We start from the raw sequence: 25,040 nt of genomic DNA on the forward strand, positions 1-25,040 counted from the left end.
GCTTTGGCTCTCTTCCTGGACCGATCCGCCGGTTAGCGTGAGGCCATGACCACGTTCGACCTCGACCGGCAGTCCCTGCTCGTCCTCGACCCCATCGTCGCGAAGACCACCGCGGCGGACCTCGACCGGCCCACGCCGTGCGCCGGCTGGACGCTCGCCGACCTGCTCCGCCACCAAGTCAGCGAAAACCACGCCTTCGCCGAAGCAGCGCGCAACGGCTCCGCGAAAGACTGGGACAGCGGTCAGCTCGGCGAAGACCCGTACGCCGCGTACGCAGCTTCGGTGACCGACTACCTCGCCGCGTACAGCGAAGCGGACGTCGCGGAACGGCAGATCGCCATCAACACCTTCGGCACCTTCACCGGCACAGTCGCGATCGCCATGCACCTCGTCGACACTGTCGCGCACGGCTGGGACCTGGCCAAGACCCTCGACGTCGCGTACGACCCGGTGCCGGAGGCAGTCCGCGCCGCACTGCAGTTCGCGCTCATGATCCCCGCCGACCCGAAGGCCCGAATCGAGCGCGGGACGTTCGCGCCGGTCGTGCCCGTCAGCACCGACGAAAGCGAACTGGACCAGTTCCTCGGCCTGCTGGGCCGCGACCCGGACTGGCGGGTCAGCTGACCTTGTCCGCCGGGGCCGACCAGGTGTCGCAGGCAGCCGGGCCGGCTCCGGTGTAGCCGGCCTTCGCCCAGGCCAGCTGGTTCGCGCGGGTCCCGTGGTCGCCGCTGTCGTCGGCGCGGCCGTAGTCGGCGACGGCGGCGTTCGCGGTGGCCCGGCTGATCGACCCGTGATCGGACGCGGCGTGCAGGAACAGCGCGCCGAAACAGTTGGCCTGCAGCTCGATCCGGCGCACGACGGCCTTGTCCGCGTCGCTGGTCGGTTCCGGAGAAGCCATCTCGGCGCTCGCCGCGTCGAGGATGCCGCTCTCGCGCTGGACGTGGTGGCCGTACTCGTGCGCGAGCGTCGCCAGGTGCCGGGCGCGGCTCAGCCCGGCGTCCGCCAGCATCCAGTCGGTGGGCGCGTAGATCGTGGCGTCGCCGCCGCAGTAGTACGCGACCGCTTCGTCCCGGGACGGCGCGTTGCCGCAGGCGCTGGTTTTCGGCAGCGTGACCGACACCTTGACCGGCAGGTTCGGCTCGTCCGCTTTGTCCAGCGCCGGCTGCCACGCCTGTTTCAGGCAGGCGACCAGCGCGGTGTAGAACGTCTTGAGCTGCTCCGCGTCCCGGCTCAGCTCCGGCAGGTCGCACGACACGGGACCGAGCGCGACCCCCTGGGCCAGCAACGGGTTGCCGCTGAGCTTGCGCACCGGTTTGGCGTCCTGGCGGTCCGGCATCGCGTCGGCGTCCGGGGCCGCGATCGCGTGCCCGGACACCTCGTGCGGCACGACGGCCATGAGCGCGAGCGTGCCCGCGACGATCGCCACCGCGGCGACCGCGCCCAGCGCCCTGCCCGGCCTTCGGCGCGGCGCCCGCGGCGGTGGTGGCGGCGGCCACGAGGCTGCGGCGTAATACGTCATTCCTCCCCCTCCCGACCAGCATACGGAGACCGCGAGCCGCCCTGGATCACGAAACGGGAACGCCGGGCTCCTGGCCTGATCCGCGACCGGCAGCGAGACTGGACGCTATGACTGTCGAAGATCCGTACCTGTGGCTGGAAGACGTGACGGGCGACGAGGCGCTCGAATGGGTCCGTTCGCGCAACGCGGAGACGCTGGACGTGCTCACCGCGAGCGAGAGGTTCGGGCAGCTGCGGGACTCGATCCGCGAGGTGCTCGACGCGGGCGGCCGGATCCCGTACGTCGCGCGCCGGGGGACGCGCTACTACAACTTCTGGCAGGACGCCGAGCACCCGCGCGGGCTGTGGCGGCGCACGACGCTGGAGCAGTACCGCACCGGCGAACCGGACTGGGAAATCCTGCTCGACGTCGACGCGCTCGCCGCGGCCGAGGACGAGAACTGGGTCTGGAAGGGCGCCGCGGTGCTGCGTCCCGGGCACCGGCTCGGCCTTGTCCAGCTGTCGCGGGGCGGCGCGGACGCGACCGTCATCCGCGAGTTCGACCTCGACGCGCACGAGTTCGTGGCGGACGGCTACACCCTGCCCGAGGCGAAGCACCGGATCGGGTGGATCGACGCCGACCGCGTGTACATCGGAACCGACTTCGGCCCGGGCTCGCTCACCACGTCCGGCTATCCGCGGCTGGTGAAGGAATGGCGGCGCGGCACCCCGATCGAAGACGCGGTGCTCGTCGCCGAGGGCAAGCCGGACGACGTCGCGGTGATGGCGGTGCACGACCCGACCGAGGGCTTCGAACGCGATTTCGTGCGCCGTGCGATCGACTTCTACCGCACCGAGTACTTCGAGCGGACCCCGTCCGGGCTGGCCAAACTGGACCTGCCCGAGGACGTCGAGGTGTCCACGCACCGCGAATGGCTGCTCGTGCACCCGCGCAGCGCGTGGAGCGTCGGCGGTACCGAACATCCGGCGGGCACCCTGCTCGCGATCCGCTACGACGCCTTCAAATCCGGCGACCGCGATTTCACCGCGCTGTTCACCCCGGACGCGCACACCTCGCTGGACTACTACACATGGACCCGCAACCACTTGCTGCTCGCGACGCTGCACGACGTCAAGTCGGAGCTGCGCGTGCTGACGCCGGGCCCGGACGGATGGGCCGAGGCAGAACTGGGCGGTGCGCCGGAATTCGGCAGTGCGCAGATCGTCGACACCGAACCGGACGTCGACGACGAATATCTGGTGGATTCCTCCAGCTACGTCCAGCCGTCCACGCTCACCCGCGGTGTCGTCGGCGGCGACGTCGAGGTGCTGAAGCAGGCGCCGGCGTTCTTCGACGCGAGCGGGATGGAGGTCAGCCAGTACTTCGCGACGTCGGACGACGGCACGAAGATCCCGTACTTCGTCGTCCGTCCGCCCGGCGCGGAAAACGGCCCGACTCTGCTGTACGGGTACGGCGGTTTCGAGGTGTCGCTGACTCCGTCGTACGGCGGGGTCGTCGGCCGGTCCTGGCTGTCGCGCGGCGGCACGTACGTGGTCGCGAACATCCGCGGCGGCGGCGAGTACGGCCCGGAATGGCACATGCAGGCGGTGAAGGAGAACCGGCACAAGGCGTACGAGGACTTCGCCGCCGTCGCGCGCGATCTGGTCGCGCGGGGCATCACGACGAAGGAACGGCTCGGCATCCAGGGCGGCAGCAACGGCGGGCTGCTGATGGGCGTCATGCTCACCCGCTACCCGGAGCTGTTCAGCGCGATCGTGTGCCAGGTGCCGCTGCTCGACATGAAGCGCTACCACCTGTTGCCTGCCGGGGCCTCGTGGATGGCCGAATGGGGCGACCCGGACGTCCCGGAAGAGTGGGAGTACATCTCGAAATACTCGCCGTACCACAACGTTTCGACCGACGTCGAGTATCCGCCGATCCTCGTCGTCACCTCCACCCGCGACGACCGCGTGCACCCCGGGCACGCGCGCAAGATGGTCGCCCGGATGCGCGAGCAGGGCCACGACGTGGAGTACTTCGAGAACATCGAAGGCGGCCACGGAGCGGCCGCGGACAACGAACAACTCGCGTTCCGTTCGGCGGTCGCGTACGAATTCCTCTGGTCGAAGCTTTCCTAGACCAGATCCCGGGGCCGCGCTCGCACGCGCGGCCCCGGGCGTACCGACGGTCCTCTGTGGACATCGACGAGGGCCTGCTCGAACCGCGCCCAGGCGTCGGTGACGAACGCGAGCCACGGCACCCCGAGCCTCCGCAACGCGCGTCCGTGGCCGACCAGTACGCCGCCGGTTTCCAGCACCGCTCTGGCTCGCCACTTCACCGAGGCCGCGATTCTTTGCCGCCGCAACCGGTCCACGTGATAACCGAGGCGCCGTTCCAGCCCGGCGAACACGCGTGCGGCGACCTCCACGGTGACCGGATCGCGGGTGCCGTCCCGCAACGCGCGGTAGTAGCCAAGCGCGAGAACGTCGGAGATCAGCTGGCTCATCACGTCGCTTTTCCTTGCCTGGCCAGCGGTTTCGAGCAACCGGGCGACCAGCCGCCGGTCTTGCGCGGTCAGCTCGTCCGGCTGCCGCTGGAACCGCCGGACGCTGCGCGCCACCACCGGATCCAGCCGCACCCCGCTCCCCCACGCCGGCTGCGGCCGGACCTTCCGCCGCCGCGCCTCCGCCTCGAACACCGCACTCCAGTCCACGGCGGTCATGCTGCCGCCTGGATGTGCCGGTGCGGCGGGGAGGTTGTGGAGATTCGGTGGAGCTACGGGACTAACAGCGCGGCGGCGGCCCAGTGGAACACTTTCGGGTCGCCAAGGCCGGATTCGGTGAGCCAGCGGGCAGCCTGGCGGGCCGCGGCCGCGGCCTCGATCAGCCCGTAGCGACCGGGCACGACGCCGGTGGCCGCACGGACGTCGTCGACCAGGCCGCCGAGGCAGCGCCAGGTGTGCCAGAGTCCGCCGTCGTAACCGACCAGCTCGAAGCCGAGCAACTCGCCGGACGTGCTCGCGCCTTCCTCGATCCGCCCGACGACGACGCTGGTCTCGCGATTCCAGCCGTCCTCGACGATTTCGCGGACGATCGGCTCGGCTTCCTCCGGCGCGAAGCCCACTTCGAGCACGTCAAGCCCGGTTTGCCGAGCGGGGGCGAGAGCGCGGAACCAGTCGTCGTGCACCTCAGTGACGCACTCGCTGATCGACACGAGTTCGCTTGTCCGGCGCACAGCGCGATAGCCCGCCGACACGAGAGTCATGACCGCTAGTTTCCTCCCCGGTTCGCCCGGATCGTCCGCCGGATCCAGTCGGCGTACGCGGGCACGCTGGTGTACAGCCCGGGCCCGCCCGCACACGCCGGGCGCGCGGTGCCCGGCCCCGAAGTCACTCCGATCAGCTCCCACCGCCCACCAGCTCCGCGCCGGATCTGCGGACCACCGGAATCGCCGATGCACGCCATCGCTTCCGGCCTGGGGCTGACCGTGCACAACCGCATCCGCCCCGCGTAACCCGGACCGCACTCGGACTCCGCGCCGCGTCGAACGTCCAGCTCCTGCAACCGTTCCGCGAATCGCGCTTTGGCTGCGTCGTTCGTGTCCACGGTGGTGCCGAACCCGAGCAGCCGCGTCGGCGTACCGGGCGCACCGGGGCTCGACGCCAGCCGGATCGGTTTCTCGGTGACGGGACGGTCCAGCTTGATCAACGCGACATCGTTGCGGTTGAAGGGAATGGTCTCGCTCTGCAGCGCGTAACCCGGATGCGTGATCACCTGCGCGATCCTCCGGACGGTGCCGCCGGAATGCTGTCGCTCGCTGCCGATGCGGACGGTGCCGTCTGGCGCCACCAGGGTGGAGTCCACACAGTGACCCGCCGTCACCACCCACTGCGGGTCGATCAGAGAGGCGCCGCACACGCCGCGGTCGCCGGTCTGGTCGACCCTCTCCGGGATGGAAGCCATGAACGGGTAACGCTGCGTCGAATCGCCGCCCTTCACGATCGCCTCGGCAGTGCCGGTCGAAAACAGGGTGGCACACACCGCGGCGGCCATCGTCACGGCGACCGCCCGGCGGCCAGCAGACTTGATCACGGAGAAGCCCCTTCCTTCGGCTCGCGACCAGCCTGCCGGGTCAAGATCATCCGGACCATGCGGTCAGCCGGTCTCCCCGCGGTAGGGCCTGCCCCCATGCTTGTCTCTGTACCTACTAGTATGTACGCTCTCGTCATGTCCACCAGAGACCAGCTCATCGCGAGCACTCAGGACCTGCTGTGGGAGCGGGGGTACGTCGGCACCAGCCCGAAGGCGATCCAGCAGCGCGCCGGAGCCGGGCAGGGCAGCATGTACCACCACTTCGCCGGCAAGGCCGACCTGGCGCTCGCCGCTATCCGGCAGAACGCCGACGATCTGCGCGCCTCCGCCGAGGCCGCTTTCGCCCAGGGCGAGACCGCGGTCGACCGCGTTTCCGCCTACCTGCTGCGCGAACGGGACGTCCTCCGCGGCTGCCCGGTCGGCCGCCTGGCGCTAGATCCCGAGATCGTCACGAACCCGGAATTGCGTGCCCCGCTGGAGGAAACGTTCGATTGGCTGCGCGGCCGCCTCTCCGAAGTGCTCGCCGAGGGCATCGCGAACGACGAACTGCCGAGCGACCTCGACCCGGCCGAGACAGCAACCGCACTGGTCGCAGTGCTGCAGGGCGGGTACGTCCTCGCCCGCTCGTCCGGCACGGTCGAGCCGTTCGACCAAGCGATCCGCGGAGCACTCGCCCTCCTCGGCCGGCGGTGACGCCGATGTACGCGATGCAGTACGAGATCGACCTGCCGGACGGCTACGACATCGAGCACCGAGTCGCCACCCGGGGCCACCGCACCGACGCGTTCCCCGGACTGGGTCTCAAAGCGTATTTGGTGCGTGACAACCACTATGCGCCGTTCTACCTGTGGACCGACACCGCCGGAATGAGCCGATTCCTCTGGGGCGGAGGAGGATTCGACGGCATAGTCCAGGATTTCGGCCGACCGCCCGTGCGGCATTGGACCGGCGCTCGCTGTCTCGCCGGTCCGGCGCGAGCGACCGCCCCGGAGTTCGCGACCAAACGCGTACGCCCGCTGCCCGCGGACTCCGCCGCGATCGAACGCGAACTCGAAGAACTCGCGCGACAGTCCCAAAACCCGGCCGTGCACACCACTGCGTTGGCCATCGACCCGCACCGCTGGGAAGTCGTGCGCTTCACCCTCTGGACCACCGATCCGACCGAGGACACCGACGTCCGCTACCGGGTGCTTCACCTGTCCCAACCGAATCTCGACCAGCTGAACTGAAAGGTCTCCCATGCCGCTCGTCCGTATCGACGTGCTGTCCGAACCGAACGCCGGCCGCCTCCCCGCCATCGGCGAAGCGGTGCACCAGGCGATGACCGAAACCATCGACGTCCCCGCCGACGACCGATTCCAGATCCTGAACAGCCACACCGCCGACCGCTTGCGCTACGACCCCGACTACTTCGGTGTCCACCGCGACGACGACATCGTGTACATCGCCATCACGATGCGCGCCGGCCGCACGAACGACCAGAAAACCGCGCTGTACCGGCGAGCGACCGAACTGATCGCCGAGTCGACGGGGATCGAGCCGAGGAATGTGTTCTTCAGCCTGACGGAAAACCACGAGGTGGACTGGTCGTTCGGCGAGGGGGTCGCGCAGATGCTGCCGTCAACGCCCTGAACGTCCTCGCCCGATCAAGCATTTTCGGTCCAGTAGCGCTCAACCCTGGCCACCGCCTCGTCCTTGCTCATCCCGGCCACCTCCGACTCTTCGAGACCCACGCGCGAGAGCAGCAGGTACACGAGATCGGCGGGCAGGGCTCCGGCAGGCGGCTCCGGCGTCCCGCGAGCCGGTTTGACGCCATCCTGCACGCAGGACCAGAATTCCGGTTCCTCGACGTCGAGCTGATCCCGGAGAATGTGGTTCCACAGGCCCGGTCCATAGCCGCCGCGGTCCACCGGATGCGAGATGCGGGTGCGGAGAATCCGGCCGTCGGCAAGATCGAGCTCGTACGTGACGTGATGCGTTCCGGTTCGCCCGCGCGCGTCTCGCACTCTTCGCCATTCTTCGACCTTGCAGAACGTCTGGTGGTCGCTGCGGGTCGGCTGCGGCCAGGAAGTCATTGTGCGGCACCGACAAGCCAGTCACGCAGCTGCGCGTCGTCGCTGAAGCTGATCAGCTGCACCAGCCCCCAGTTGTCCCGGTGGTTCGGAGCGTTCAGCAGCCGCTCCTGCCAGTCCTGCGCGTACTCCCGCAGGGCGTCGACCATTTCGTCGACCGCCTCGTCGAACGACGCGCCGTCCGCGGACACCGGCAGCCCCGGCAGGAACACCGACCAGCCGCCGGCTTCAGGGACGACCTGAGCGTGCGACGGAACGACTGACGCGAGAACGTGGCGCAGGCGCACGACATCCACCACAGCGGTCGTCGCGGAATCGCGCCGGACAGTCGCGACGACCCCTTTCTCAGCGGCATCCAGCAAATCCTTCAAATGTGCACGCGCATCGGTGTAGCTGTCGTAGTGCACAGCAGACATGTCAGCCTCCCAGCCGGTCTCCACCAGCTTGCCTCGCCGAACCAAGTACGTCAAGTACTTGAAGTACTTACGATGGTGGGCGGGATCGCCGGCACACAAAAAACGGAGCTGGGGCAGCACCTGCTGCCCCAGCTCCGATCAATCGTTCAGCCGGCGAAGAAACGCTCGCCCTCAGCTGCAGCCGGAAGTAGCCCCGCAGCCCTCGCAGGCGTAGCACGATCCGGCGGGCCTCATCTTGGTTCCGCAGGTCATGCAGAGCGGTGCGTCCGCCGCCTTGCCGAGGTGCAGTTCCATCAGCTCGGCCGTGCTGTGCGCGTCACGCCCGGAGGTGTCCGATGCGGACTCTTCCGCGCGGGCGGGCGACGAATCCACACTGCTGCGCAGCGCCTCGATCTCGAGGTTCTGCCCGCCGTAGTTCGCCTCGACCTCCGCGGAGCGTTCGTCCGCGGTGAAGATGCCCAGCTGGGCCCGCTTTTCGTACGGCAGGTAGTCGAGTGCCAAGCGGCGGAACAGGTAGTCCATGACGCTCGTGGCGATCCGGATGTCCGGGTCGTCGGTCATGCCCGCCGGTTCGAAGCGCAGGTTGGAGAACTTCGAGACGTAGAACTCGAGCGGAATGCCGTGCTGCAGGCCGACCGAGATCGACATCGAGAAGGCGTCCATCACGCCCGACAGAGTGGAGCCCTGCTTGCCGAGCTTCACGAAGATCTCGCCGAGACCGTCGTCCGGGTACGAGCCCGCGTGCAGGTAGCCCTCGGCACCGCCGACGGTGAACGACACCGTCTGGCTCGGGCGCTTCTTCGGCAGGCGGCGGCGCACCGGGCGGTATTCGACGACCTTCTCCGGCTCGGTCTCCGCCGCGGCTTCCTTCTTCTTGCCCGTGGACAGCGGCTGGCCGACCTTGCAGTTGTCGCGGTAGATCGCGAGCGCCTTGAGGCCGAGTTTCCAGCCCTGGAAGTAGATCTCCTCGACGTCCTCGACCGTCGCCGACTCCGGCATGTTGACCGTCTTCGAGATCGCGCCCGAGATGAACGGCTGCACCGCGGCCATCATCCGCACGTGGCCCATCGGCGCGATGGACCGGTCGCCGACCGCGCAGTCGAACACCTCGTAGTGCTCGGGGCGCAGGCCCGGCGCGTCGACCACGTGGCCGTGCTGCGCGACGTACTCGACGATCGCCTCGACCTGCTCGGCCTGGTAGCCCAGCACCCGCAGCGCGCGCGGCACGGTCTGGTTCACGATCTGCATCGACCCGCCGCCGACGAGCTTCTTGAACTTCACCAGCGAGAAGTCCGGCTCGATACCGGTGGTGTCGCAGTCCATCATGAAGCCGATGGTGCCGGTGGGCGCGAGCACCGAGGCCTGCGCGTTGCGCCAGCCGTTGCGCGTGCCGAGTTCGATGCCCTGCTGCCATTCCTGCGACGCGAGCGCGCGAACCGCCGCGTCGTTGCCGTGATAGGTGCGGACCAGCTCGTTGGCCGCGGCGTGCTTGCGCATGACGCGCTGGTGCGCCTCGGCGTTGCGGGCGTAGCCCTCGTACGGTCCGACGACGCCGGCCAGCTCGGCCGAGCGACGGTAGGACACGCCGGTCATCAGGGACGTGATCGCGGCGGCGAGCGCGCGGCCGCCCTCGGAGTCGTACGCGTGGCCCAGCGCCATCAGCAGCGCGCCGAGGTTGGCGTAGCCGATGCCGAGCTGGCGGAACTTGCGCGTGGTGTCGGCGATCGGCTCGGTCGGGAAGTCGGCGAAGCAGATCGAGATGTCCATCGCGGTGATGACGAACTCGACGGCCTTCGCGAACAGCGGCGCGTCGAACGTGCCCTCTTCGGACACGAACTTCAGCAGGTTGAGCGACGCGAGGTTGCAGCTCGAGTTGTCGAGGTGCATGTACTCGCTGCACGGGTTGGACGCGGTGATCCGGCCCGATTCGGGGCAGGTGTGCCAGTCGTTGATGGTGCTGTCGTACTGGATGCCCGGGTCGGCGCATTCCCACGCCGCCTGCGCCATGCTGCGGAACAGCTTCTTCCCGTCGGTGCGGTCGATGACCTCGCCGGTGAGCCGGGCGCGCAGGCCGAAGTCGGTGCCGTTCTCGACGGCGTGCATGAACTCGTCGGAGACGCGGACCGAGTTGTTCGCGTTCTGGTACTGCACCGAGGAGATGTCGGAGCCGGAGAGGTCCATGTCGAACCCGGCGTCGCGCAGGACCTTGATCTTTTCCTCTTCGCGCGCCTTGGTCTGGATGAACTCCTCGATGTCCGGGTGGTCGACGTCGAGCACGACCATCTTCGCCGCACGCCGGGTGGCTCCGCCGGACTTGATGGTGCCCGCGGACGCGTCGGCGCCGCGCATGAACGAGACCGGGCCGGACGCGGTGCCGCCGGAGGTGAGCAGTTCCTTCGAGGACCGGATGCGCGAGAGGTTGAGGCCCGCGCCGGAACCGCCCTTGAAGATCAGGCCTTCCTCGCGGTACCAGTTGAGGATCGACTCCATCGTGTCGTCGACGGCGAGGATGAAGCAGGCGGACACCTGCTGCTTCGAGGAGGTGCCGACGTTGAACCACACCGGGGAGTTGAAGCTGAAGACCTGGTGCAGCAGCATCCAGGTGAGCTCGTGCTCGAAGATCTCGAGGTCGGACGGACCGGCGAAGTAGTCGTGCTCGGCGGCGGCCTTCACGTAGGTGCGCACCACGCGGTCGATGAGCTGCTTGAGGCTGCTCTCGCGCTGCGGGCTGCCGACGGCGCCGCGGAAGTACTTGCTGGTGACGATGTTGGTGGCGTTGACCGACCAGAACTCGGGGAATTCGACCCCGCGCTGCTCGAAGTTGACGCTGCCGTCGCGCCAGTTCGTCATGACGACGTCGCGGGTCTCCCACGCGACCTCGTCGTAGGGGTGGGTCCCCTCGGTGGTGAAGACCCGCCGGACGGTGAGGCCCTTGTTCGGCTTCTTGTTCTGTCCGGCCGCCGCGCCGGTTCCCACGGTTTCGGTCATGCGGTTCTGTCCCTCGCTCCCCGCGACCCGGTGACGGCTCAGTCGTCGCCGGCGCGCTCGCCTTCCTGGTCCTCCGCAGTTCCCGCCATGGCTTTCCGCAGGTCGGAGATCTCCTTCTCGAAGTCCTCGACCGAGGAGAAGGAGCGGTAGACGCTGGCGAACCGGAGATACGCGACGCCGTCCAGTTCCCGCAGCGGGCCGAGGATGGCGAGGCCGACCTCGTGGCTGGGGATCTCGGCCAAGCCGGCGGAACGGATCGACTCCTCCACGCGCTGCGCGAGCTTCTGCAGCGCGTCGTCGTCGACCGGACGGCCCTGGCAGGCCCTCCGCACGCCGTTGACCACCTTGTCCCGGCTGAACTGCTCGGTGGCGCCGGACCGTTTGACCACGGCCAGCACCATCGTCTCCGACGTGGTGAAACGCCGGCCGCATTCGGCGCACGAACGCCGCCGCCGGATCGCCTGTCCCTCGTCCACCTCTCGGGAGTCGACGACCCGAGAGTCCGCATGCCGGCAGAACGGGCACCTCATCCGCCGATCACCTTCCCCTCCGCGCCGGTCGATTCCTGTCCCAACCGGCCCCTGCCGCCACGCTACGGCCTGGACCGCGGTCACCGCGCGCGACCCCGCGCCTGGTGATCGACTTGTGGACATCCGGTGGGCAACTGCCGGCCGGCTGTGGACAACTGCCGCCAGTCTACCCCTACCTGTGGACCAACTACAGCGGTGTAACTACTAGATATAGGGGTAGACCATAGATCGCCTCCGGGGCGGGCGCAAGAAACCCGAGAGGGTGAAAGACCGGTCGCGCAAGATGCGACCGGGTGGTTTCCGACAGTCATCATCCGGCAGAACCCGGTCCTTCGCCCGATTCCCCCGCCGAACCGCCGCCGGACCAGGCGACCGGCACGGTGAGCGGCATGCCGGGCAGCAGCGCGGTGTCGTCGAGGTTGTTGAGCTCCTTGATGCGTTCGACGACCGCGCCCTGGTCGGCGTTCGGCGCGAACCGGGCGGCGAGCGCGCCGAGCGAATCGCCGGGCTGCACGGAAACGGACGCGGTCCGCGACGGCACCGGGCCGCTGGACACTCCCGAGCCGAAAACGCCGAGCCCGGTGACGATCAGGCAGGCCGCGAAGGCGATCGCGAACAGCCACGGCCACCGCACCGACGGCCTGGTCGCGGTCTGGCAGGCCACGCCGCCGCGCCGTCCGGCGACGACCCGCGCCCGAGACGGCGGCCGCAACGGCTCGCCGCGCCGCTCGCACGCGGTGCGGCCCGGGTTGGCCGGGACAGCGGCGGGAACGTGCCGGATCGCGGTGCGGCCGCGAGCCTCCCGGGGCTTACGGGCAGGGGCTTCTTCGGTTTCGACGGCCGACGGGGCCGACGTCTGGAATCCGGCTCGCTCGACGGACCGGACCGCGGCGGCGGAGCGCGGCTCGGCAATCGCGGCCGCCCGCGCGCCTCGTCCGGCCGAGGGCGAGAAACCGGCGGATTCCCTCACGGACCGCGCACCAATCTCTCCCGCCGCGCGGGCATTCCGTCCCGCCGACCTCGGCTTGGCCGACGACACGAACTCAGCCGACTCCCACGCGGACCGCGCACCAATCTCGCCCGCCGCGCGAGCATCCCGCCCCACCGACCTCGACCCGGCCGAAGACACGAATTCAGCGGACTCCCCCGCCGACCGCGCACCGACCCGCCCGGCAACGCGACCGGACGCACCGCCCGGCGCCGACTGCCCAGAGTCAGGCAACTCGCCGCCGGCGAGCCCGGCCTCTGCCGCCGCCCGCCAGGCGCGCCGCCGTCCGGGCTCGCCGCGCGACCCTCCTCGGGACTCGCCGCCCCGGCTCCGCCGCGAGTCGCCGCGATCTGCCTCGCCGCGCGAACTCTCGGCGGACCGATCCGAAGCAGGGCCGCGCCGGGCGCCTGTCCGGCCGCGAAGCTCCACCACCTCGCCGGAACCGGCCGACAGGCCCGGATCAGCGCCCGTTTCGGCTTCGATCGCCTCCGGAACACCATCCTTTCGGGTGGCGTCGACACTCTCCGCACGCCGCCGCGAACGGCGCGCCGGACCGCCGGACCCGGGCGACCTCCGGGCCGGGATCGCCCCTTCCGACGCACCGCCGCCCTCGACGGGGCGGTCGGCGGGGACGGGCCGAAGCGGGCGGACGAGCCCGCGATCTGCCAGGATCGACATGACGGAACCTCCTCGTGACCTGCGGATCCGTCCGGTCCGGGCCGTACACCTGCGCCGCAGCGGTCCAGATCGAACAGGCGTTCTATCGAACGTCCGTGCGAAGGTCTACCACCCCGCACCGACAAAATCGAGAGGACACGGCGTGTCGATCGAACAGATGTTTGAAATCGTCGCGCGCGGTGGCTAACGTCGGTGACCAGGACATCTGCCGGACCGGCTCCGGCGGGTGCCGCCGGACGGGCGTTCGCGGAAAACGCGGATCCCGGACCGGCGCACGCGGACACGCGCGGGACGCCGACACGGCGGCCGCGGGACGGCTGGAGGCGACGCAGCGTTGGAGAAGGACACGGTGAAGGGCACCGCGGCGAAGGGGGCCAAGACGGCCTCGCGGGGCAAGGCGTCCGCACAATCCGCGCGCGAATCCGGTCACGAGAGCACGGGGAAGGTGAGCGCCATGCCGGAGGTGTACGACGTGGACGAGACGCTGACCGTCCGCCAGCAGCAAGTGCTCGACGTCATCCGCACGTGGGTGAGCCGGTTCGGCTACCCGCCGAGCGTGCGCGAGATCGGCGAGGCGGTGGGGCTGACGTCCACGTCGTCGGTGTCGCACCAGCTGCGCGCGCTGCAGCGCAAGGGCTACCTGCGCCGCGACGCCAACCGGCCGCGCGCGGTGGGCGTGCTCGCGTCCACGGACGACAACCCGATGGGCATCGACATGGACCAGCAGCCGTCCGTGCCGAAGGCGGCGTACGTGCCGCTGGTCGGTCGGATCGCGGCGGGCGGCCCGGTGCTCGCCGAGCAGGCCGTCGAGGACGTTTTCCCGCTGCCGCGCGAGATCGTCGGCGAGGGCGAACTGTTCCTGCTGAGCGTCACCGGCGATTCGATGGTCGACGCGGCCATCACCGACGGCGACTGGGTCGTCGTCCGGCAGCAGCCCGCCGCGGAGAACGGGGACATCGTCGCCGCGATGATCGACGGCGAGGCCACGGTGAAGACGTTCAAGCGCAAGGACGGGCACGTGTGGCTGATGCCGCACAACGAGGCGTACGAGCCCATCCCCGGTGACGACGCGTCGATCTTGGGCAAGGTGGTGGCGGTTCTGCGCCGTCTCTGAACCGTGGTTCGCTCCCCTCCCTTGCGGCCGCGGCCCGGGGTGAGGGGCGAGCGACCCGGGGTGGGGGCTTCGCCGACGGCTGTGGGGTTGTTGCGGCGGGGCAGGCGCGGCGTAAGGCCGGAAGCGGTGCCATGTCAGGAACTGCGGTGCGTCAGTGGCAGCGGCGCCTCAGGAACGGCATCGCGCAAGCGACAACGCCACGCCGGGAACGGGACCGCGCCGCTGGGCAGCGTCAGGCCAGGAGCGGGCTGCACCGCGTCGGTGGCAGCGCCGCGTGCGGAACGGCACCGCGCCAGTGGGCAGCAGTGTGTCCGGAACGGCACCGCACCACGCCAGAAACGAGGAGTCCCGCGCCACTGGCAGCGCCACACCAGAAACAAGCAGCACCGCGCCACTGGCAGCGGCGGGTCCAGAACGCTGCCGTGTCAGGAGCGACGGCGCGGCAGGAACTCTTGCACCCGGAGCGTCCAACAGGTCAAGCGCGGCGGCGTTTCCGCCCCAGCAGAAACCACGCCGCGAGAACGACGACCGCGGCGATGCCCGCAGCAGGAATGAGCGGGAAGCCCCCAGCATCTTCCGCGGCTGGTTGTGGAGTGGCGGCGCCGCCGGGTTTCGGTGCGGGCTCGTTCGGGGTGACCAAGGTCGTCGCGTTTTTGATCGACCGCACCGGTTCGCCGACGCCTTCGCTTCCGGACAGCAGAGTGCCGTCCGGTTCGAAAGCGATGGCTTCGCCCTGTTTTTCGTTCGGCAGCGGAATGCGCACGGGTTCTCGCTGCAATGCTGCCGCGACGTCGCCGTCCGGGGCCGCGTACACATACGCGTCCGTGTAGGTCCGCAGGGCGATGACTTTGCCGTCCGCGCTGGTCGCGCCTCCGGTGATCAGCGCCGAGCCGAACGAGCCGACCGGGCCGCCGGGAGTGTCGGTGCTGCGGACTCGCAGGGTGCCGACCTGCTCCAGTTTCGTCGGGCCGGGAGCGGCCAGCGGGGCCGAAGGCTTGTAGACCTTGGAAGTGCCCAGCAGGTCCTTGGTCACCAGGAACGGCGTGCCGGACTGGTCCAGGACAAGGGCTTCGGTGTCGTGCGGGCCGTCCGGATAGGTCAGGCGATGCACGACCGCCGCGCCGCCGGACGGTTTCAGCTCCAGCAGGGCGACCGTTTCGCGTTTCGCGCGGTTGTCGCCGGTGTCCGAGAGCCACAGCGTGCCGTCTTTGCCTCGGGCGAGGTCTTCGACGTCGTACGGGTCCGTCGGGTCGCTCAGGACGTCCTTGACCTGGCATTTCCGGTCCAGGACGAAGACCTGCACCTTGGTGCCGCCGTCGTTGATGGCGTACCAATGCTCGCCGTCGGAGACCAGGCCGGACAGTTCGTTGAGGCGCTTGTCCGTGATCTGGCACAGCGTCTCCGGCGCAGGAGCAGAAGAAGCAGGAGTCGCCGCAGCCGGGACAGCGCCCGCGAGCATCAGGACAACCGTCAGTGCCAGGACGACCCGCACCAGTTCACCTCCGTAGTGCACGACCCGCTCGGGCCGTGCACTACGGAAGACGTTCAGAGCGCCGAGGCGTTGGTCTCGAACGCCCGCAGCGCCGCGGCGAGGTCCGGACGGACCCGCACCTGCAGGCGCGTCCCGTCGGCGACGTGCTCCTCTTCCAGCACCTCGCCCTCCGCGTGCGCCCGGGACACGAGCTCGCCCCGCGCATACGGGACCAGCACGTCGATCACCGTTTCCGCGCGCGGCAGCCGCTCGGCCAGCACCTCGGCCAGGTCGGCCACGCCCGAACCGGTGCGCGCCGAGATCTGCACCGAACCGGCCAGCGCGTGCCGCAGCCGGGCCAGGGTGACCGCGTCGGCCGCGTCGGCCTTGTTGATCACCAGCAGTTCCGGCGGGAGCGGCTCCTTGCGGCTGCGGGTGATCTCGGCGAGCACCTCGCGCACCGCGTTGACCTGGTCCTCCGGTGCCGGGTCGGAGCCGTCCACGACGTGCAGCAGCAGGTCGGCGTCGGCCGCCTCCTCCAGCGTCGAGCGGAACGCGTCCACCAGCTGGTGCGGCAGGTGCCGCACGAACCCGACGGTGTCGGTGAGGGTGAACGTGCGCCCGTCGGCCGTCTGCGCCCGGCGCGTGGTCGGGTCGAGGGTGGCGAACAGCGCGTCCTCCACCAGCACCCCGGCCCCGGTCAGGGCGTTGAGCAGGCTCGACTTGCCGGCGTTGGTGTAGCCGACGATCGCCACGCTCGGCACCTCGTTGGCGACGCGCTTGCCGCGCTTGGTCTCGCGGATGGTGTCCATCGCGGCGATCTCCCGGCGCAGCTTCGCCACGCGCTTGCTGATCCGCCGCCGGTCCGTCTCCAGCTTCGTTTCACCAGGTCCGCGCAGGCCCACGCCGCCGTTCGCGCCGCCCGCGCGGCCACCGGCCTGCCGGGACAGCGCCGAACCCCACCCGCGAAGCCGCGGGACGAGGTACTGCAGCTGGGCCAGCTCGACCTGCGCCTTGCCCTCCTTGGACCGGGCGTGCTGGGCGAAGATGTCGAGGATCAGGGCGGTCCGGTCGATCACCTTGACCTTGACCTTCTCCTCCAGCTGGCGCAGCTGGCCGGGCGAAAGCTCGCCGTCGCAGATCACCGTGTCGGCGCCGGTCGCCACGACGATGTCGCGGAGCTCGCGCACCTTGCCGGAGCCGACGTACGTCGCGGGGTCGGGCTTCTGCCGCCGCTGGACGATGCCTTCGAGCACTTCCGAGCCCGCCGTCTCGGCCAGTCGCGCCAGTTCGGCCAGCGACGCCTCGGACTGCTGGGCGGTGCCTTCGGTCCACACGCCGACCAGCACAACGCGCTCCAGCCGAAGCTGCCGGTACTCGACCTCGGTGATGTCCTCGAGCTCGGTGGACAGGCCCGCGACCCGGCGCAGTGACGCGCGGTCCTCGAGCTCCATCTCCCCGACCGAGGGGTCGTAGGGGTCGTTGTCGTCGTAAAAGTCTTCGTGTGTCTGTTCTGTCATCGTGCCTCCATGGTCCCACGTTTCGGCGCGGGAACCGAACGGATTACCTGCTGGGATAAACCGAGACGTACACGGCGGTGCGTTCCGAGCCCGGATCGCGGGGCCTGGCCTTGAATTCTTCGAGCAGCCCGTCGAGCCGCCGCTTGAACTCCGCGACGTCCCGCGCGCCCACCTGGACCACGAGCCGGGTCGTCTCCGTCTCCGCCAGGTCGGCCTCCGCCATTTCGGCCAGATAGGCCTCGAACATCGCCTCGTTGACCACGACGGGGTCCGCGTCGCTGTAGTCCAGCTGCCAGGAAAGCCCGGTGGACAGGTACGGGATCTCCTTCGCCCCGCGCGCGCCGCGCCGCGGCTCCTGCGCGACGAGAAAACCGGTGTCGACCAGGCGCCGCACGTGGTGCAGCGTGGTCGCCGGGTCGCGGCCGAGCCGCTCCGCCAGTTCCTTGTTCGTCATCGCTTCAAAGGTGGTCAACCGGATGATGCGCAGCCGTATTCCGGACGCGAGCGCGGCTGCCTCGGCTTCGGTGGAGGGACGTCGGTTGAGCGGCATCCGAGCAGCCTAAACAAAGTGATTGACTCTTTCCAATCACTCCGCGACACTCGATCGAGTGCGTCGAGACTCGTTGTTCTTCCACGCCGACTTCCGCAGGCTGTGGGCCGGGGACACGGCGAGCCAGCTGGGGATGTTCGTCGGCCTCACCGCCATCCCGCTGCTCGCCGCGGTCACGCTGGCTGCCACCCCGTTCGAGATGGGCCTGCTGACCATGGCCGAGACGCTCGGCTTCCTGGTCCTCGGCCTGCCCGCGGGCGTGTGGGTGGACCGGATGCGCAAACGGCCGCTCATGCTCGCCGCCGACCTGGTCCGCGGGATCCTGCTGCTCAGCATCCCGTTCGCGTGGTGGGCCGACGTGCTCACCATGGCGCAGGTGCTGGTGGTCGTGCTGCTCGTCGGGTTCGCGACGGTGTTCTTCGACGTCTCCTACCAGGCGTATCTGCCCGCGCTGGTCGGCCGCGAAAAGCTGCTCGAAGGCAACGCGAAGCTGCAGGGCGTGCAGTCGTCCGCGCAGATCGCCGGGCCGAGCCTCGCCGGCGTGCTCGTGCAATTCGTCGGCGCGGCGAGCACGGTCCTGGTCACCGGGATCGGCTACCTCACGTCCGCGCTGTGCCTGTGGCGGATCCGCACTGTCGAAACCCGCCCGGAACGCGGCGAACACGACCGACTGGTGCCGCAGATGCTCGAAGGCCTGCGGTTCGTCGTCGCCGACCGGCCGCTGCGTGCGATCGTCGCCTGCACCGCCACGTCGAACTTCTTCGGCGGAGTGGTGCAGGCCGTCCAGGTGCTGTTCCTGACCCGCACGGCCGGGCTCAAACCGGCCGAGGTCGGCGGACTGCTCGCGGTGAGCGGCATCGGCGGCATCGCGGCCGCGCTCTGCGCCGGGCCGATCATCCGGAAGATCGGCCAGGCCCGGTCGATCTGGCTGGTCCCGGCGCTGTTCTGGCCGGGCGAGGTGCTGGTCCTGTCCGCCGCGCCGGACTGGCGGATCGCGCTCGCCGGGCTGGGGATGGCGTCGTTCGGCTTCGGCGTGATCCTCTACAACATCGCTCAGGTCTCCTACCGCCAGGCGATCACCCCGGACCGGCTGCTGGGCCGGATGAACGCGAGCGTGCGGTTCGTCGTCTGGGGAGCGCTGCCGCTCGGCGGGCTGCTGGGCGGCGGGCTCGGCGAATGGCTCGGGCTCACCGGCGCGCTGTGGATCGGGACGGCCGGGCCGGTCGCGGGCGCGCTCTGGGTGATCTGCTCGCCGCTGCGGCGCATGCGGGACCTGCCGACGGGCGGGGAAATGGCTGTACCCGCCCCGTAAAGTGCGGGCATGAACGAGAAGATCCCGCACAAAGTCGGCGTCGACGGCCTTGCCGCCAAATGGGTACCGGTGTGGGAACGCGAAGGCGTATACCGGTTCGACCGCACGCGCCCGGACGTCTACTCGATCGACACGCCGCCGCTGACCGCGAGCGGTTCGCTGCACATCGGGCACGTCTTCTCCTACACCCACACCGATGTTCTCGCGCGCTACCAACGGATGCGCGGCCGTTCGGTCTTCTACCCGGTCGGGTGGGACGACAACGGCCTGCCCACCGAACGCCGCGTGCAGAACCATTTCGGCGTGCGCTGCGAGCCGTCGCTGCCTTACGACCCGTCCTTCACTCCGCCGGCAAAGCCCGGCAAGAACGCGATTCCGGTGTCGCGGCGCAATTTCGTGGAGCTGTGTCTCGAACTGACCGAAACCGACGAGAAGGTGTTCGAGGAGGTCTGGCGGAGCATCGGGCTTTCGGTGGACTGGACGCTGGCGTACCAGACCATCGACCCGGCGACCACGGAGATCTCGCAGCGTGCGTTCCTGCGCAACCTCGCGCGCGGCGAGGCGTACCAGTCCGAAGCCCCGACGCTGTGGGATGTCACCTTCCGCACCGCCGTCGCGCAGGCGGAACTGGAAGACCGCGAACGGCCGGGCGCGTATCACGATCTCGTGTTCACCGCGGCTGACGGCGAAGTGCTGATCTCGACGACGCGGCCCGAGCTGCTGCCCGCGTGTGTCGCGCTCGTCGCGCATCCGGATGACGAGCGGTACCAAGGCCTTTTCGGGAAGACCGTGCGCACGCCGGTGTTCGGTGTCGAGGTGCCGGTGCACGCGCACCATCTCGCCAATCCGGAAAAGGGCACCGGCATCGCGATGGTGTGCACCTTCGGCGACACCACGGACGTCACCTGGTGGCGCGCGCTGCAGCTCGAAACGCGTCCGGTCCTGGGCCGCGACGGCCGGTTCCGCGCCGAGCCGCCGCACGGCGTTCCAGCCGACAAATACGAGCCCCTGGCGGGCAAGACTGTCCACACTGGACGCCAGATCGTCGTGGACCTCCTGCGTGAGGCGGGCGCGCTGCGCGGCGAGCCGAGGCCGATCACGCATCCGGTGAAGTTCTACGAAAAGGGCGACAAGCCACTGGAAATCGTCACCAGCCGCCAGTGGTATCTCCGCAACGGCGGCCGCGACGACGCTCTGCGCGCGAAGCTGCTGGAGCGCGGCGAGGAGCTGAACTGGGTCCCGCCGCACATGGAGGTCCGCTACCGCAGCTGGGTCGAGGGCCTGACCAGCGACTGGCTGGTCAGCCGCCAGCGGTTCTTCGGCGTGCCGATCCCGGTCTGGTACCCGCTCGACGCCGACGGCGAGCCGGATCACGACGCGGTCCTGGTACCCGACGACACGAGCCTGCCGGTGGATCCGAGCACCGACGTCCCGCCGGGCTACACCGAGGAGCAGCGCGGCGTGCCGGGCGGGTTCGTCGCGGAGGCGGACGTGATGGACACCTGGGCGACGTCGTCGCTGACGCCGCAGATCGCCGGGCGCTGGACCATCGACGACGACCTGTTCCGCCGCGTCTTCCCGTTCTCGCTGCGGCCGCAAGCGCACGAGATCATCCGCACCTGGCTGTTCTCCACCGCGGTCCGCGCCGAACTGGAGGAAGGCGTGCTGCCGTGGCGGGACGCGGTGATCTCCGGCTGGGTGCTGGACCCGGACCGCAAGAAGATGTCTAAGTCGGTCGGCAACGTCGTCACCCCGGCTGATCTGCTGGAACGGCATGGTTCCGACGCGGTGCGCTACTGGGCGGCGAGCGCTCGCCCGGGCGTGGACACGGCGGTCGACGAAGGCCAGATGAAGGTCGGGCGGCGGCTGGCGACGAAGCTGTTGAACGTGAGCAAGTTCGTGCTCGGCCTCGGGACGCCTGCGGCCGAGTCGGTCGCGACGGAGCCTCTGGACCGGTCCGTGCTCGCCGCGCTGGCGAAGGTGATCGAGGAAGCGACAGCCGCTTTCGAAGCGCTCGACCAGGCGCGTGCGTTGCAGGTGACGGAGACGTTCTTCTGGACGTTCTGCGACGACTACGTGGAGCTGGTGAAGGGCCGCGCGTACGGCGACCTCGGCGCGGCGGCAGCGGAATCGGCACAGGTGGCGTTGCGGACCGTGCTGTCGGCGTTGGTGCGGATGTTCGCGCCGGTGCTGCCGTTCTCCGCCGAGGAGATCTGGTCGTGGTGGCAGGAAGGTTCGGTGCACCAAGCGTCCTGGCCGACCGCGCCTGACGCCGACGGCGACGTCGCCTTGCTGCCGCTGGCCGGTTCCGTGATCGCTGCCGTGCGCCGGGCCAAGACCGACGCAAAGGTGTCGATGCGGACCGCCGTCGAGACGCTGTCGGTCACCGCGCCGGCGGACGTGCTCGAAGGCTTCGCCGGAATCGCCGAGGACGTGCGGATCGCCGGCGTGGTGAACACCGTGACCACCCGGGAAGGCGAGCTCTCGGTGGCGGTGACGATCAGCTGATCAAGCGCCCGCGGCGAGCCACCAGGCTTCGTCCAGTTCGCCGCGGGCCACGATCTCGGCCGGTCCGGTCAGCGTGGACTCGCCGCGCCCGATCGTGACCGACACCTGCCCGCCCGGGATGTCCACTGTGGACTCGCCGGTGTCCTTGCCCGCGAGGTGCAACGAGGCGGCCACCGCGGCGACGGTGCCGGTGCCGCAGGCGCGGGTTTCCCCCACGCCGCGCTCGTGCACGCGCATCCGCAGCGCGCCCTCGCCGAGCACGTTGACGAACTCCAGGTTGACCCCGGCCGGGAAGACGTCGTGGTCGAAATCGGGCTGGTCCCGCAGGTCGAGGCCGGCGATGTCGGTGTCGGTGACCGACACCAGGTGCGGGTTGCCGACGTTCACCGCGACCCCGGAGAACGGCTGCCCGGCCACCACGGTGACCGACGTGCCGGTGATCGCCGCCGGGCCCATCTGGACCGTGACCGAACGGTCCGGGTGCACGACGACCGGCCGGTCGCCCGCGCGGGTGCCGATGACGAACTCGCCGCCCTCGGCCAGTCCGGCGTCGACCAGGTAGCGCGCGAAAACGCGGGTGCCGTTGCCGCACATCTCGGCGATCGAGCCGTCGGCGTTGCGGTAGTCCATGAACCACTCGCCGGCCGACTCTTCGCCGATCGCCTTCGCGCGCACGACACGCAGCACGCCGTCCGCGCCGATGCCCCGCTGCCGATCGCACAGCGCCGCCACTCGCTCCGCGGTGAGGTCGAGGCGGCCGGCCGCGTCAGGCAGCAGCACAAAGTCGTTCTGCGTGCCGTGGCCCTTGAGGAATTCGATGCCGCCCATGCGTCCAGGCTACTGGTCGAGCACGGCGAGGACCCGCGCGGCCAGGTCCGCCGATCCGCCGTCGAACCACTGGATCCGCTTGTCCCGCCGGAACCACGAACGCTGCCGCCGAACGAACCGGCGAGTGGCCTGCGCGGTCGCCGCCGCGGCTGCCGCGAAGTCGCTTTCGCCGTCCAGTTCGGCCAGCACCTGCTGGTAGCCGAGCGCTCGCGAAGCGGTCTTCCCGTCCCGCAAACCACGGCCGAGCAACGCGCGCACCTCGTCCACGAGACCGCCCTCGAACATCCGCTCCACCCGCAGGTCGACGCGCTCGTCCAGTTCGGCGACCTCGCGATCGACCCCGATCAGCACGGTGTCCCAGCGCGCCGGGCCCGGCTTCGGCAGATTCGCGGAGAACGGCTCGCCGGTGATCTCGATGACCTCCAGCGCGCGCACGATCCGCCGGGTGTTGGTGGGCAGGATCGCGGCCGCGGCGACCGGGTCGCGCTCCCCCAGCCGGGTGTAGAGCGCGGCGGTGCCGAATTCGGCGGCCTCCTCGTCGAGCCGCGCGCGCACCGCGGGGTCGGTGCCGGGGAAACGGAGGTCGTCCAGGACCGCTTGCACGTACAGTCCCGAGCCGCCGGTCAGCACCGGAACCCGGCCCGTTCCGAGAATCCGCTCGATCGTGCTGCGAGCGTCACGCTGATAGGCGGCGACCGACGCGGTCTCGGTCACGTCGAGTACGTCCAGCAGGTGGTGCGGGACCCCTCGCCGCTCGTCCATGGTCGCTTTGGCGGTGCCGATGTCCATGCCCCGGTAGAGCTGGAGCGCGTCGGCGTTCACCACCTCGCCGTCCAGGTCCAGCGCCAGCTCGACGGCCAGCGCCGTCTTCCCGGTGGCGGTGGGGCCGACGACGGCCACCGGACGGGGCCGTTGAGCAGGGCTGATCACGCCGGGAAACGCTACCCGGCCGGGGCGGGACGCGGGCACGGAGCGTCAAGGAGAAGTAGGATCAACGCTTTCAGGCGGCTCATCCAGTACCACGGCGCGCGCTGAGCTGCTTGAATGCCGCTGGGGCCCCATGCCCCCGGCAGAGCACGACAACAGCGTAACCCGGCCCCGCTCACGCGGCGGGGCGCCCGCAGCCGCGGGCGTACAGGCGATAAGGAGCCTGCGATGGCCCAGGAGAACACGTCCCCCGGCACCCCGGCACCGCACCCGGTGCCGCACGCGCACGGTGCCGGCCATGCCGCGCCTCCGGTGCCGCCCGCCGAGCCCGCCCCCGCCACCTGGGGCCGGGTCGACGGGGAAGGCACCGTTTACGTCTTCACCGCCGACGGCGAACGCGAGGTCGGGGTCTGGCAGGCCGGTACGCCCGAGGAAGGCCTGTTGCACTACGCACGCCGCTTCGACGACGTGCGCACCGAGGTCGAACTGCTCGAAACGCGGCTGAACTCCGGGGCGGGAGACCCGAAGCACGCGCTCTCGAGCGCCACCCAGATCCGCGACGGGCTCGGCGAGGCGGCCGTGGTCGGCGACCTCAAGGCGCTCGCCGCGCGGCTCGAGTTCGTGATCGGGCTGGCCGAGAAGGCCCTGGTCAACGTCAAGCACGAGCGCGAGGAAGCCCGGGCCGCGGCGGTCGCGCGCAAGCAGACGCTGGCCGACGAGGCGGAGAAGATCGCCGCCGATTCCACGCAGTGGAAGGCCGCGGGCGACCGGCTGCGCGCGATCCTCGACGAGTGGAAGACGGTCAAGGGCGTCGACCGCAAGACCGACGACGAGCTGTGGAAACGGTTCTCGAAGGCGCGCGAGGCGTTCAACCGCCGCCGCGGCTCGCACTTCGCCGAACTGGACAAGCAGCGGGCGAGCGCGAAGCAGCGCAAGGAAGAGCTGATCGCCGAGGCCGAGTCGATCGCCGATTCGGACGACTGGGGCGCCACCGCGGGCCGGTACAAGGACCTGATGGCCGAGTGGAAGGCCGCCGGGCGCGCGCCGAAGGACAGCGACGAAGCGCTGTGGCAGCGGTTCCGCGCGGCGCAGGACGCGTTCTTCGCCCGCCGTTCGGCCGTGTTCTCCGAGCGCGACGCGGAGTTCGCCGGCAACGCCCAGCGCAAGGAAGAACTGCTGGTCGAGGCCGAGAAGATCGACGTGGCGGCCAACCTCGAAGCGGCCAAGTCGGCGCTGCGCCGGATCCAGGAGCAGTGGGACGAGATCGGCAAGGTCCCGCGCGAACGCATCCGCGAGCTGGACGGTCGGCTCAAGGCGGTGCAGGACGCGGTGAAGTCGGCCGAGGACAGCCGCTGGCGCCGCACGGACCCGGAGGCGCAGGCGCGTGCCGCGCAGTTCCGGGAGCGGGTCGAGCAGTTCGAATCGCAGGCCGCGAAGGCCAGGGCCGCCGGGGACGAGCGGCGGGCGAAGAAGGCCGACGAGCAGGCCGCCCAGTGGCGGGAATGGATGGAGGCCGCGGAAGCCGCGGTCGCCGATCGCTGATCCGAAT

At 70.0% G+C, this 25,040-nt stretch carries 23 protein-coding genes; 9 read left to right on the plus strand and 14 right to left on the minus strand.

All coding sequences use genetic code 11. The features are described 5' to 3' along the window. Window positions 1-45 precede the first annotated feature (45 nt). Window positions 46-624 carry a TIGR03086 family metal-binding protein gene (locus tag ABD156_RS07070; RefSeq protein WP_344267927.1) on the plus strand — a complete coding sequence of 193 codons (579 nt, stop codon included), beginning with the start codon at window positions 46-48 and terminating at the stop codon, window positions 622-624. On the opposite strand, the gene ABD156_RS07075 is transcribed toward ABD156_RS07070, so the two are convergent. After that, a complete protein-coding gene (locus tag ABD156_RS07075; RefSeq protein ID WP_344267929.1) occupies window positions 617-1,519 on the minus strand; it encodes a neutral zinc metallopeptidase in 903 nt (300 codons plus the stop codon). The two genes, ABD156_RS07070 and ABD156_RS07075, sit on opposite strands and share 8 nt — an antisense overlap. Window positions 1,520-1,626: 107 nt before the next feature. On the opposite strand from ABD156_RS07075, the gene ABD156_RS07080 reads away from it, so the two are divergent. Beyond that, on the plus strand, window positions 1,627-3,636 hold the full coding sequence (locus ABD156_RS07080; RefSeq protein ID WP_344267931.1) for a prolyl oligopeptidase family serine peptidase: 2,010 nt from the start codon (window positions 1,627-1,629) through the stop codon (window positions 3,634-3,636). On the opposite strand, the gene ABD156_RS07085 is transcribed toward ABD156_RS07080, so the two are convergent. Genes ABD156_RS07085 through ABD156_RS07095 form a run of 3 tightly spaced genes read right to left on the minus strand, consistent with a single transcriptional unit; the run spans window position 3,633 to window position 5,589 of the window. Further along, complete coding sequence (locus tag ABD156_RS07085; RefSeq protein ID WP_344267933.1) at window positions 3,633-4,220, minus strand: hypothetical protein; 588 nt, start codon at window positions 4,218-4,220, stop codon at window positions 3,633-3,635. The genes ABD156_RS07080 and ABD156_RS07085 overlap by 4 nt on opposite strands. Window positions 4,221-4,273: 53 nt before the next feature. Beyond that, window positions 4,274-4,762 carry a hypothetical protein gene (locus tag ABD156_RS07090; protein WP_344267935.1) on the minus strand — a complete coding sequence of 163 codons (489 nt, stop codon included), beginning with the start codon at window positions 4,760-4,762 and terminating at the stop codon, window positions 4,274-4,276. Window positions 4,763-4,767: 5 nt separating this feature from the next. Further along, on the minus strand, window positions 4,768-5,589 hold the full coding sequence (locus ABD156_RS07095; RefSeq protein WP_344267937.1) for a S1 family peptidase: 822 nt from the start codon (window positions 5,587-5,589) through the stop codon (window positions 4,768-4,770). 135 nt (window positions 5,590-5,724) lie between these two features. Between ABD156_RS07095 and ABD156_RS07100 the strand changes: the two genes are divergently transcribed. The 3 genes from ABD156_RS07100 to ABD156_RS07110 are packed head-to-tail and all read left to right on the plus strand — an operon-like array spanning window position 5,725 to window position 7,221. After that, window positions 5,725-6,282: a TetR/AcrR family transcriptional regulator gene (locus tag ABD156_RS07100; RefSeq protein WP_344267939.1), complete on the plus strand. Its 558-nt coding sequence runs from the start codon at window positions 5,725-5,727 to the stop codon at window positions 6,280-6,282. Window positions 6,283-6,287: 5 nt separating this feature from the next. Further along, complete coding sequence (locus tag ABD156_RS07105; RefSeq protein ID WP_344267941.1) at window positions 6,288-6,818, plus strand: DUF4865 family protein; 531 nt, start codon at window positions 6,288-6,290, stop codon at window positions 6,816-6,818. A 10-nt stretch (window positions 6,819-6,828) separates the two neighbouring features. Continuing rightward, window positions 6,829-7,221 carry a tautomerase family protein gene (locus tag ABD156_RS07110; RefSeq protein ID WP_344267942.1) on the plus strand — a complete coding sequence of 131 codons (393 nt, stop codon included), beginning with the start codon at window positions 6,829-6,831 and terminating at the stop codon, window positions 7,219-7,221. A gap of 14 nt (window positions 7,222-7,235) precedes the next feature. Here the strand turns inward: ABD156_RS07110 and ABD156_RS07115 are convergent, their stop codons facing one another. The 5 genes from ABD156_RS07115 to ABD156_RS07135 all read right to left on the minus strand — a co-directional run bounded on the left by ABD156_RS07115 (window position 7,236) and on the right by ABD156_RS07135 (window position 12,565). Further along, window positions 7,236-7,664: a cytotoxic translational repressor of toxin-antitoxin stability system gene (locus ABD156_RS07115; protein WP_344267943.1), complete on the minus strand. Its 429-nt coding sequence runs from the start codon at window positions 7,662-7,664 to the stop codon at window positions 7,236-7,238. Continuing rightward, complete coding sequence (locus tag ABD156_RS07120; protein ID WP_344267944.1) at window positions 7,661-8,197, minus strand: prevent-host-death protein; 537 nt, start codon at window positions 8,195-8,197, stop codon at window positions 7,661-7,663. Before ABD156_RS07120 ends, ABD156_RS07115 begins: the two co-directional genes overlap by 4 nt. 51 nt (window positions 8,198-8,248) lie before the next feature. Next, window positions 8,249-11,065, minus strand: coding sequence for a vitamin B12-dependent ribonucleotide reductase (locus tag ABD156_RS07125; RefSeq protein WP_344267946.1), 2,817 nt, complete (start codon window positions 11,063-11,065; stop codon window positions 8,249-8,251). A gap of 38 nt (window positions 11,066-11,103) precedes the next feature. Continuing rightward, the gene (gene nrdR, locus ABD156_RS07130) at window positions 11,104-11,595 is read right to left on the minus strand and encodes a transcriptional regulator NrdR (protein WP_037809784.1); all 492 of its coding nucleotides are present in this window, start codon (window positions 11,593-11,595) and stop codon (window positions 11,104-11,106) included. Between the two features lie 310 nt (window positions 11,596-11,905). Continuing rightward, window positions 11,906-12,565, minus strand: a complete 660-nt coding sequence (locus tag ABD156_RS07135) for a LysM peptidoglycan-binding domain-containing protein (protein WP_344267949.1) — start codon at window positions 12,563-12,565, stop codon at window positions 11,906-11,908. Between the two features lie 1,150 nt (window positions 12,566-13,715). On the opposite strand from ABD156_RS07135, the gene lexA reads away from it, so the two are divergent. Then, window positions 13,716-14,375 carry a transcriptional repressor LexA gene (gene lexA, locus ABD156_RS07140; protein WP_037810096.1) on the plus strand — a complete coding sequence of 220 codons (660 nt, stop codon included), beginning with the start codon at window positions 13,716-13,718 and terminating at the stop codon, window positions 14,373-14,375. Window positions 14,376-14,850: 475 nt separating this feature from the next. Here lexA and ABD156_RS07145 read toward each other — a convergent pair whose 3' ends face one another. From ABD156_RS07145 to ABD156_RS07155, 3 genes are read right to left on the minus strand one after another with little or no spacing between them, the layout of a single operon-like run. After that, a complete protein-coding gene (locus ABD156_RS07145; RefSeq protein WP_377925984.1) occupies window positions 14,851-15,867 on the minus strand; it encodes an SdiA-regulated/phytase-like domain-containing protein in 1,017 nt (338 codons plus the stop codon). Between the two features lie 53 nt (window positions 15,868-15,920). After that, window positions 15,921-17,366, minus strand: a complete 1,446-nt coding sequence (gene hflX, locus ABD156_RS07150) for a GTPase HflX (protein ID WP_344267952.1) — start codon at window positions 17,364-17,366, stop codon at window positions 15,921-15,923. A 43-nt stretch (window positions 17,367-17,409) separates the two neighbouring features. Then, window positions 17,410-17,916, minus strand: a complete 507-nt coding sequence (locus ABD156_RS07155) for an ArsR/SmtB family transcription factor (RefSeq protein WP_344267954.1) — start codon at window positions 17,914-17,916, stop codon at window positions 17,410-17,412. Between the two features lie 58 nt (window positions 17,917-17,974). Between ABD156_RS07155 and ABD156_RS07160 the strand changes: the two genes are divergently transcribed. Together ABD156_RS07160 and valS are read left to right on the plus strand one after the other, a co-directional pair. Continuing rightward, entirely contained in the window at window positions 17,975-19,228 is a 1,254-nt protein-coding gene (locus ABD156_RS07160) for an MFS transporter (protein ID WP_344267956.1), read from the plus strand. 9 nt (window positions 19,229-19,237) lie between these two features. Next, window positions 19,238-21,736, plus strand: a complete 2,499-nt coding sequence (valS, locus tag ABD156_RS07165; RefSeq protein ID WP_344267958.1) for a valine--tRNA ligase — start codon at window positions 19,238-19,240, stop codon at window positions 21,734-21,736. On the opposite strand, the gene dapF is transcribed toward valS, so the two are convergent. Both dapF and miaA read right to left on the minus strand, forming a co-directional pair. After that, a complete protein-coding gene (gene dapF, locus ABD156_RS07170; protein ID WP_344267960.1) occupies window positions 21,737-22,564 on the minus strand; it encodes a diaminopimelate epimerase in 828 nt (275 codons plus the stop codon). A gap of 9 nt (window positions 22,565-22,573) precedes the next feature. After that, entirely contained in the window at window positions 22,574-23,494 is a 921-nt protein-coding gene (gene miaA / locus ABD156_RS07175; RefSeq protein WP_344267961.1) for a tRNA (adenosine(37)-N6)-dimethylallyltransferase MiaA, read from the minus strand. Between the two features lie 225 nt (window positions 23,495-23,719). On the opposite strand from miaA, the gene ABD156_RS07180 reads away from it, so the two are divergent. Continuing rightward, window positions 23,720-25,033, plus strand: a complete 1,314-nt coding sequence (locus ABD156_RS07180; RefSeq protein WP_344267962.1) for a DUF349 domain-containing protein — start codon at window positions 23,720-23,722, stop codon at window positions 25,031-25,033. The last annotated feature ends 7 nt before the right edge of the window (window positions 25,034-25,040 follow it).

This window comes from Amycolatopsis albidoflavus (genome assembly GCF_039525725.1).
GTDB classification, from domain to species: Bacteria; Actinomycetota; Actinomycetes; order Mycobacteriales; family Pseudonocardiaceae; genus Amycolatopsis; species Amycolatopsis albidoflava.

Coding starts and splice junctions, on each gene's coding strand:
- ABD156_RS07070 (WP_344267927.1), top strand. CDS start 46: ATGACCACGTTCGACCTCGACCGGCAGTCCCTGCTCGTCCTCGACCCC.
- lexA (WP_037810096.1), top strand. CDS start 13,716: ATGCCGGAGGTGTACGACGTGGACGAGACGCTGACCGTCCGCCAGCAG.
- valS (WP_344267958.1), top strand. CDS start 19,238: ATGAACGAGAAGATCCCGCACAAAGTCGGCGTCGACGGCCTTGCCGCC.
- ABD156_RS07180 (WP_344267962.1), top strand. CDS start 23,720: ATGGCCCAGGAGAACACGTCCCCCGGCACCCCGGCACCGCACCCGGTG.
- nrdR (WP_037809784.1), bottom strand. CDS start 11,595: ATGAGGTGCCCGTTCTGCCGGCATGCGGACTCTCGGGTCGTCGACTCC.
- dapF (WP_344267960.1), bottom strand. CDS start 22,564: ATGGGCGGCATCGAATTCCTCAAGGGCCACGGCACGCAGAACGACTTT.
- ABD156_RS07115 (WP_344267943.1), bottom strand. CDS start 7,664: ATGACTTCCTGGCCGCAGCCGACCCGCAGCGACCACCAGACGTTCTGC.
- ABD156_RS07085 (WP_344267933.1), bottom strand. CDS start 4,220: ATGACCGCCGTGGACTGGAGTGCGGTGTTCGAGGCGGAGGCGCGGCGG.
- ABD156_RS07090 (WP_344267935.1), bottom strand. CDS start 4,762: ATGACTCTCGTGTCGGCGGGCTATCGCGCTGTGCGCCGGACAAGCGAA.
- ABD156_RS07105 (WP_344267941.1), top strand. CDS start 6,288: ATGTACGCGATGCAGTACGAGATCGACCTGCCGGACGGCTACGACATC.
- ABD156_RS07075 (WP_344267929.1), bottom strand. CDS start 1,519: ATGACGTATTACGCCGCAGCCTCGTGGCCGCCGCCACCACCGCCGCGG.
- ABD156_RS07125 (WP_344267946.1), bottom strand. CDS start 11,065: ATGACCGAAACCGTGGGAACCGGCGCGGCGGCCGGACAGAACAAGAAG.
- ABD156_RS07110 (WP_344267942.1), top strand. CDS start 6,829: ATGCCGCTCGTCCGTATCGACGTGCTGTCCGAACCGAACGCCGGCCGC.
- ABD156_RS07080 (WP_344267931.1), top strand. CDS start 1,627: ATGACTGTCGAAGATCCGTACCTGTGGCTGGAAGACGTGACGGGCGAC.
- hflX (WP_344267952.1), bottom strand. CDS start 17,366: ATGACAGAACAGACACACGAAGACTTTTACGACGACAACGACCCCTAC.
- ABD156_RS07100 (WP_344267939.1), top strand. CDS start 5,725: ATGTCCACCAGAGACCAGCTCATCGCGAGCACTCAGGACCTGCTGTGG.
- ABD156_RS07155 (WP_344267954.1), bottom strand. CDS start 17,916: ATGCCGCTCAACCGACGTCCCTCCACCGAAGCCGAGGCAGCCGCGCTC.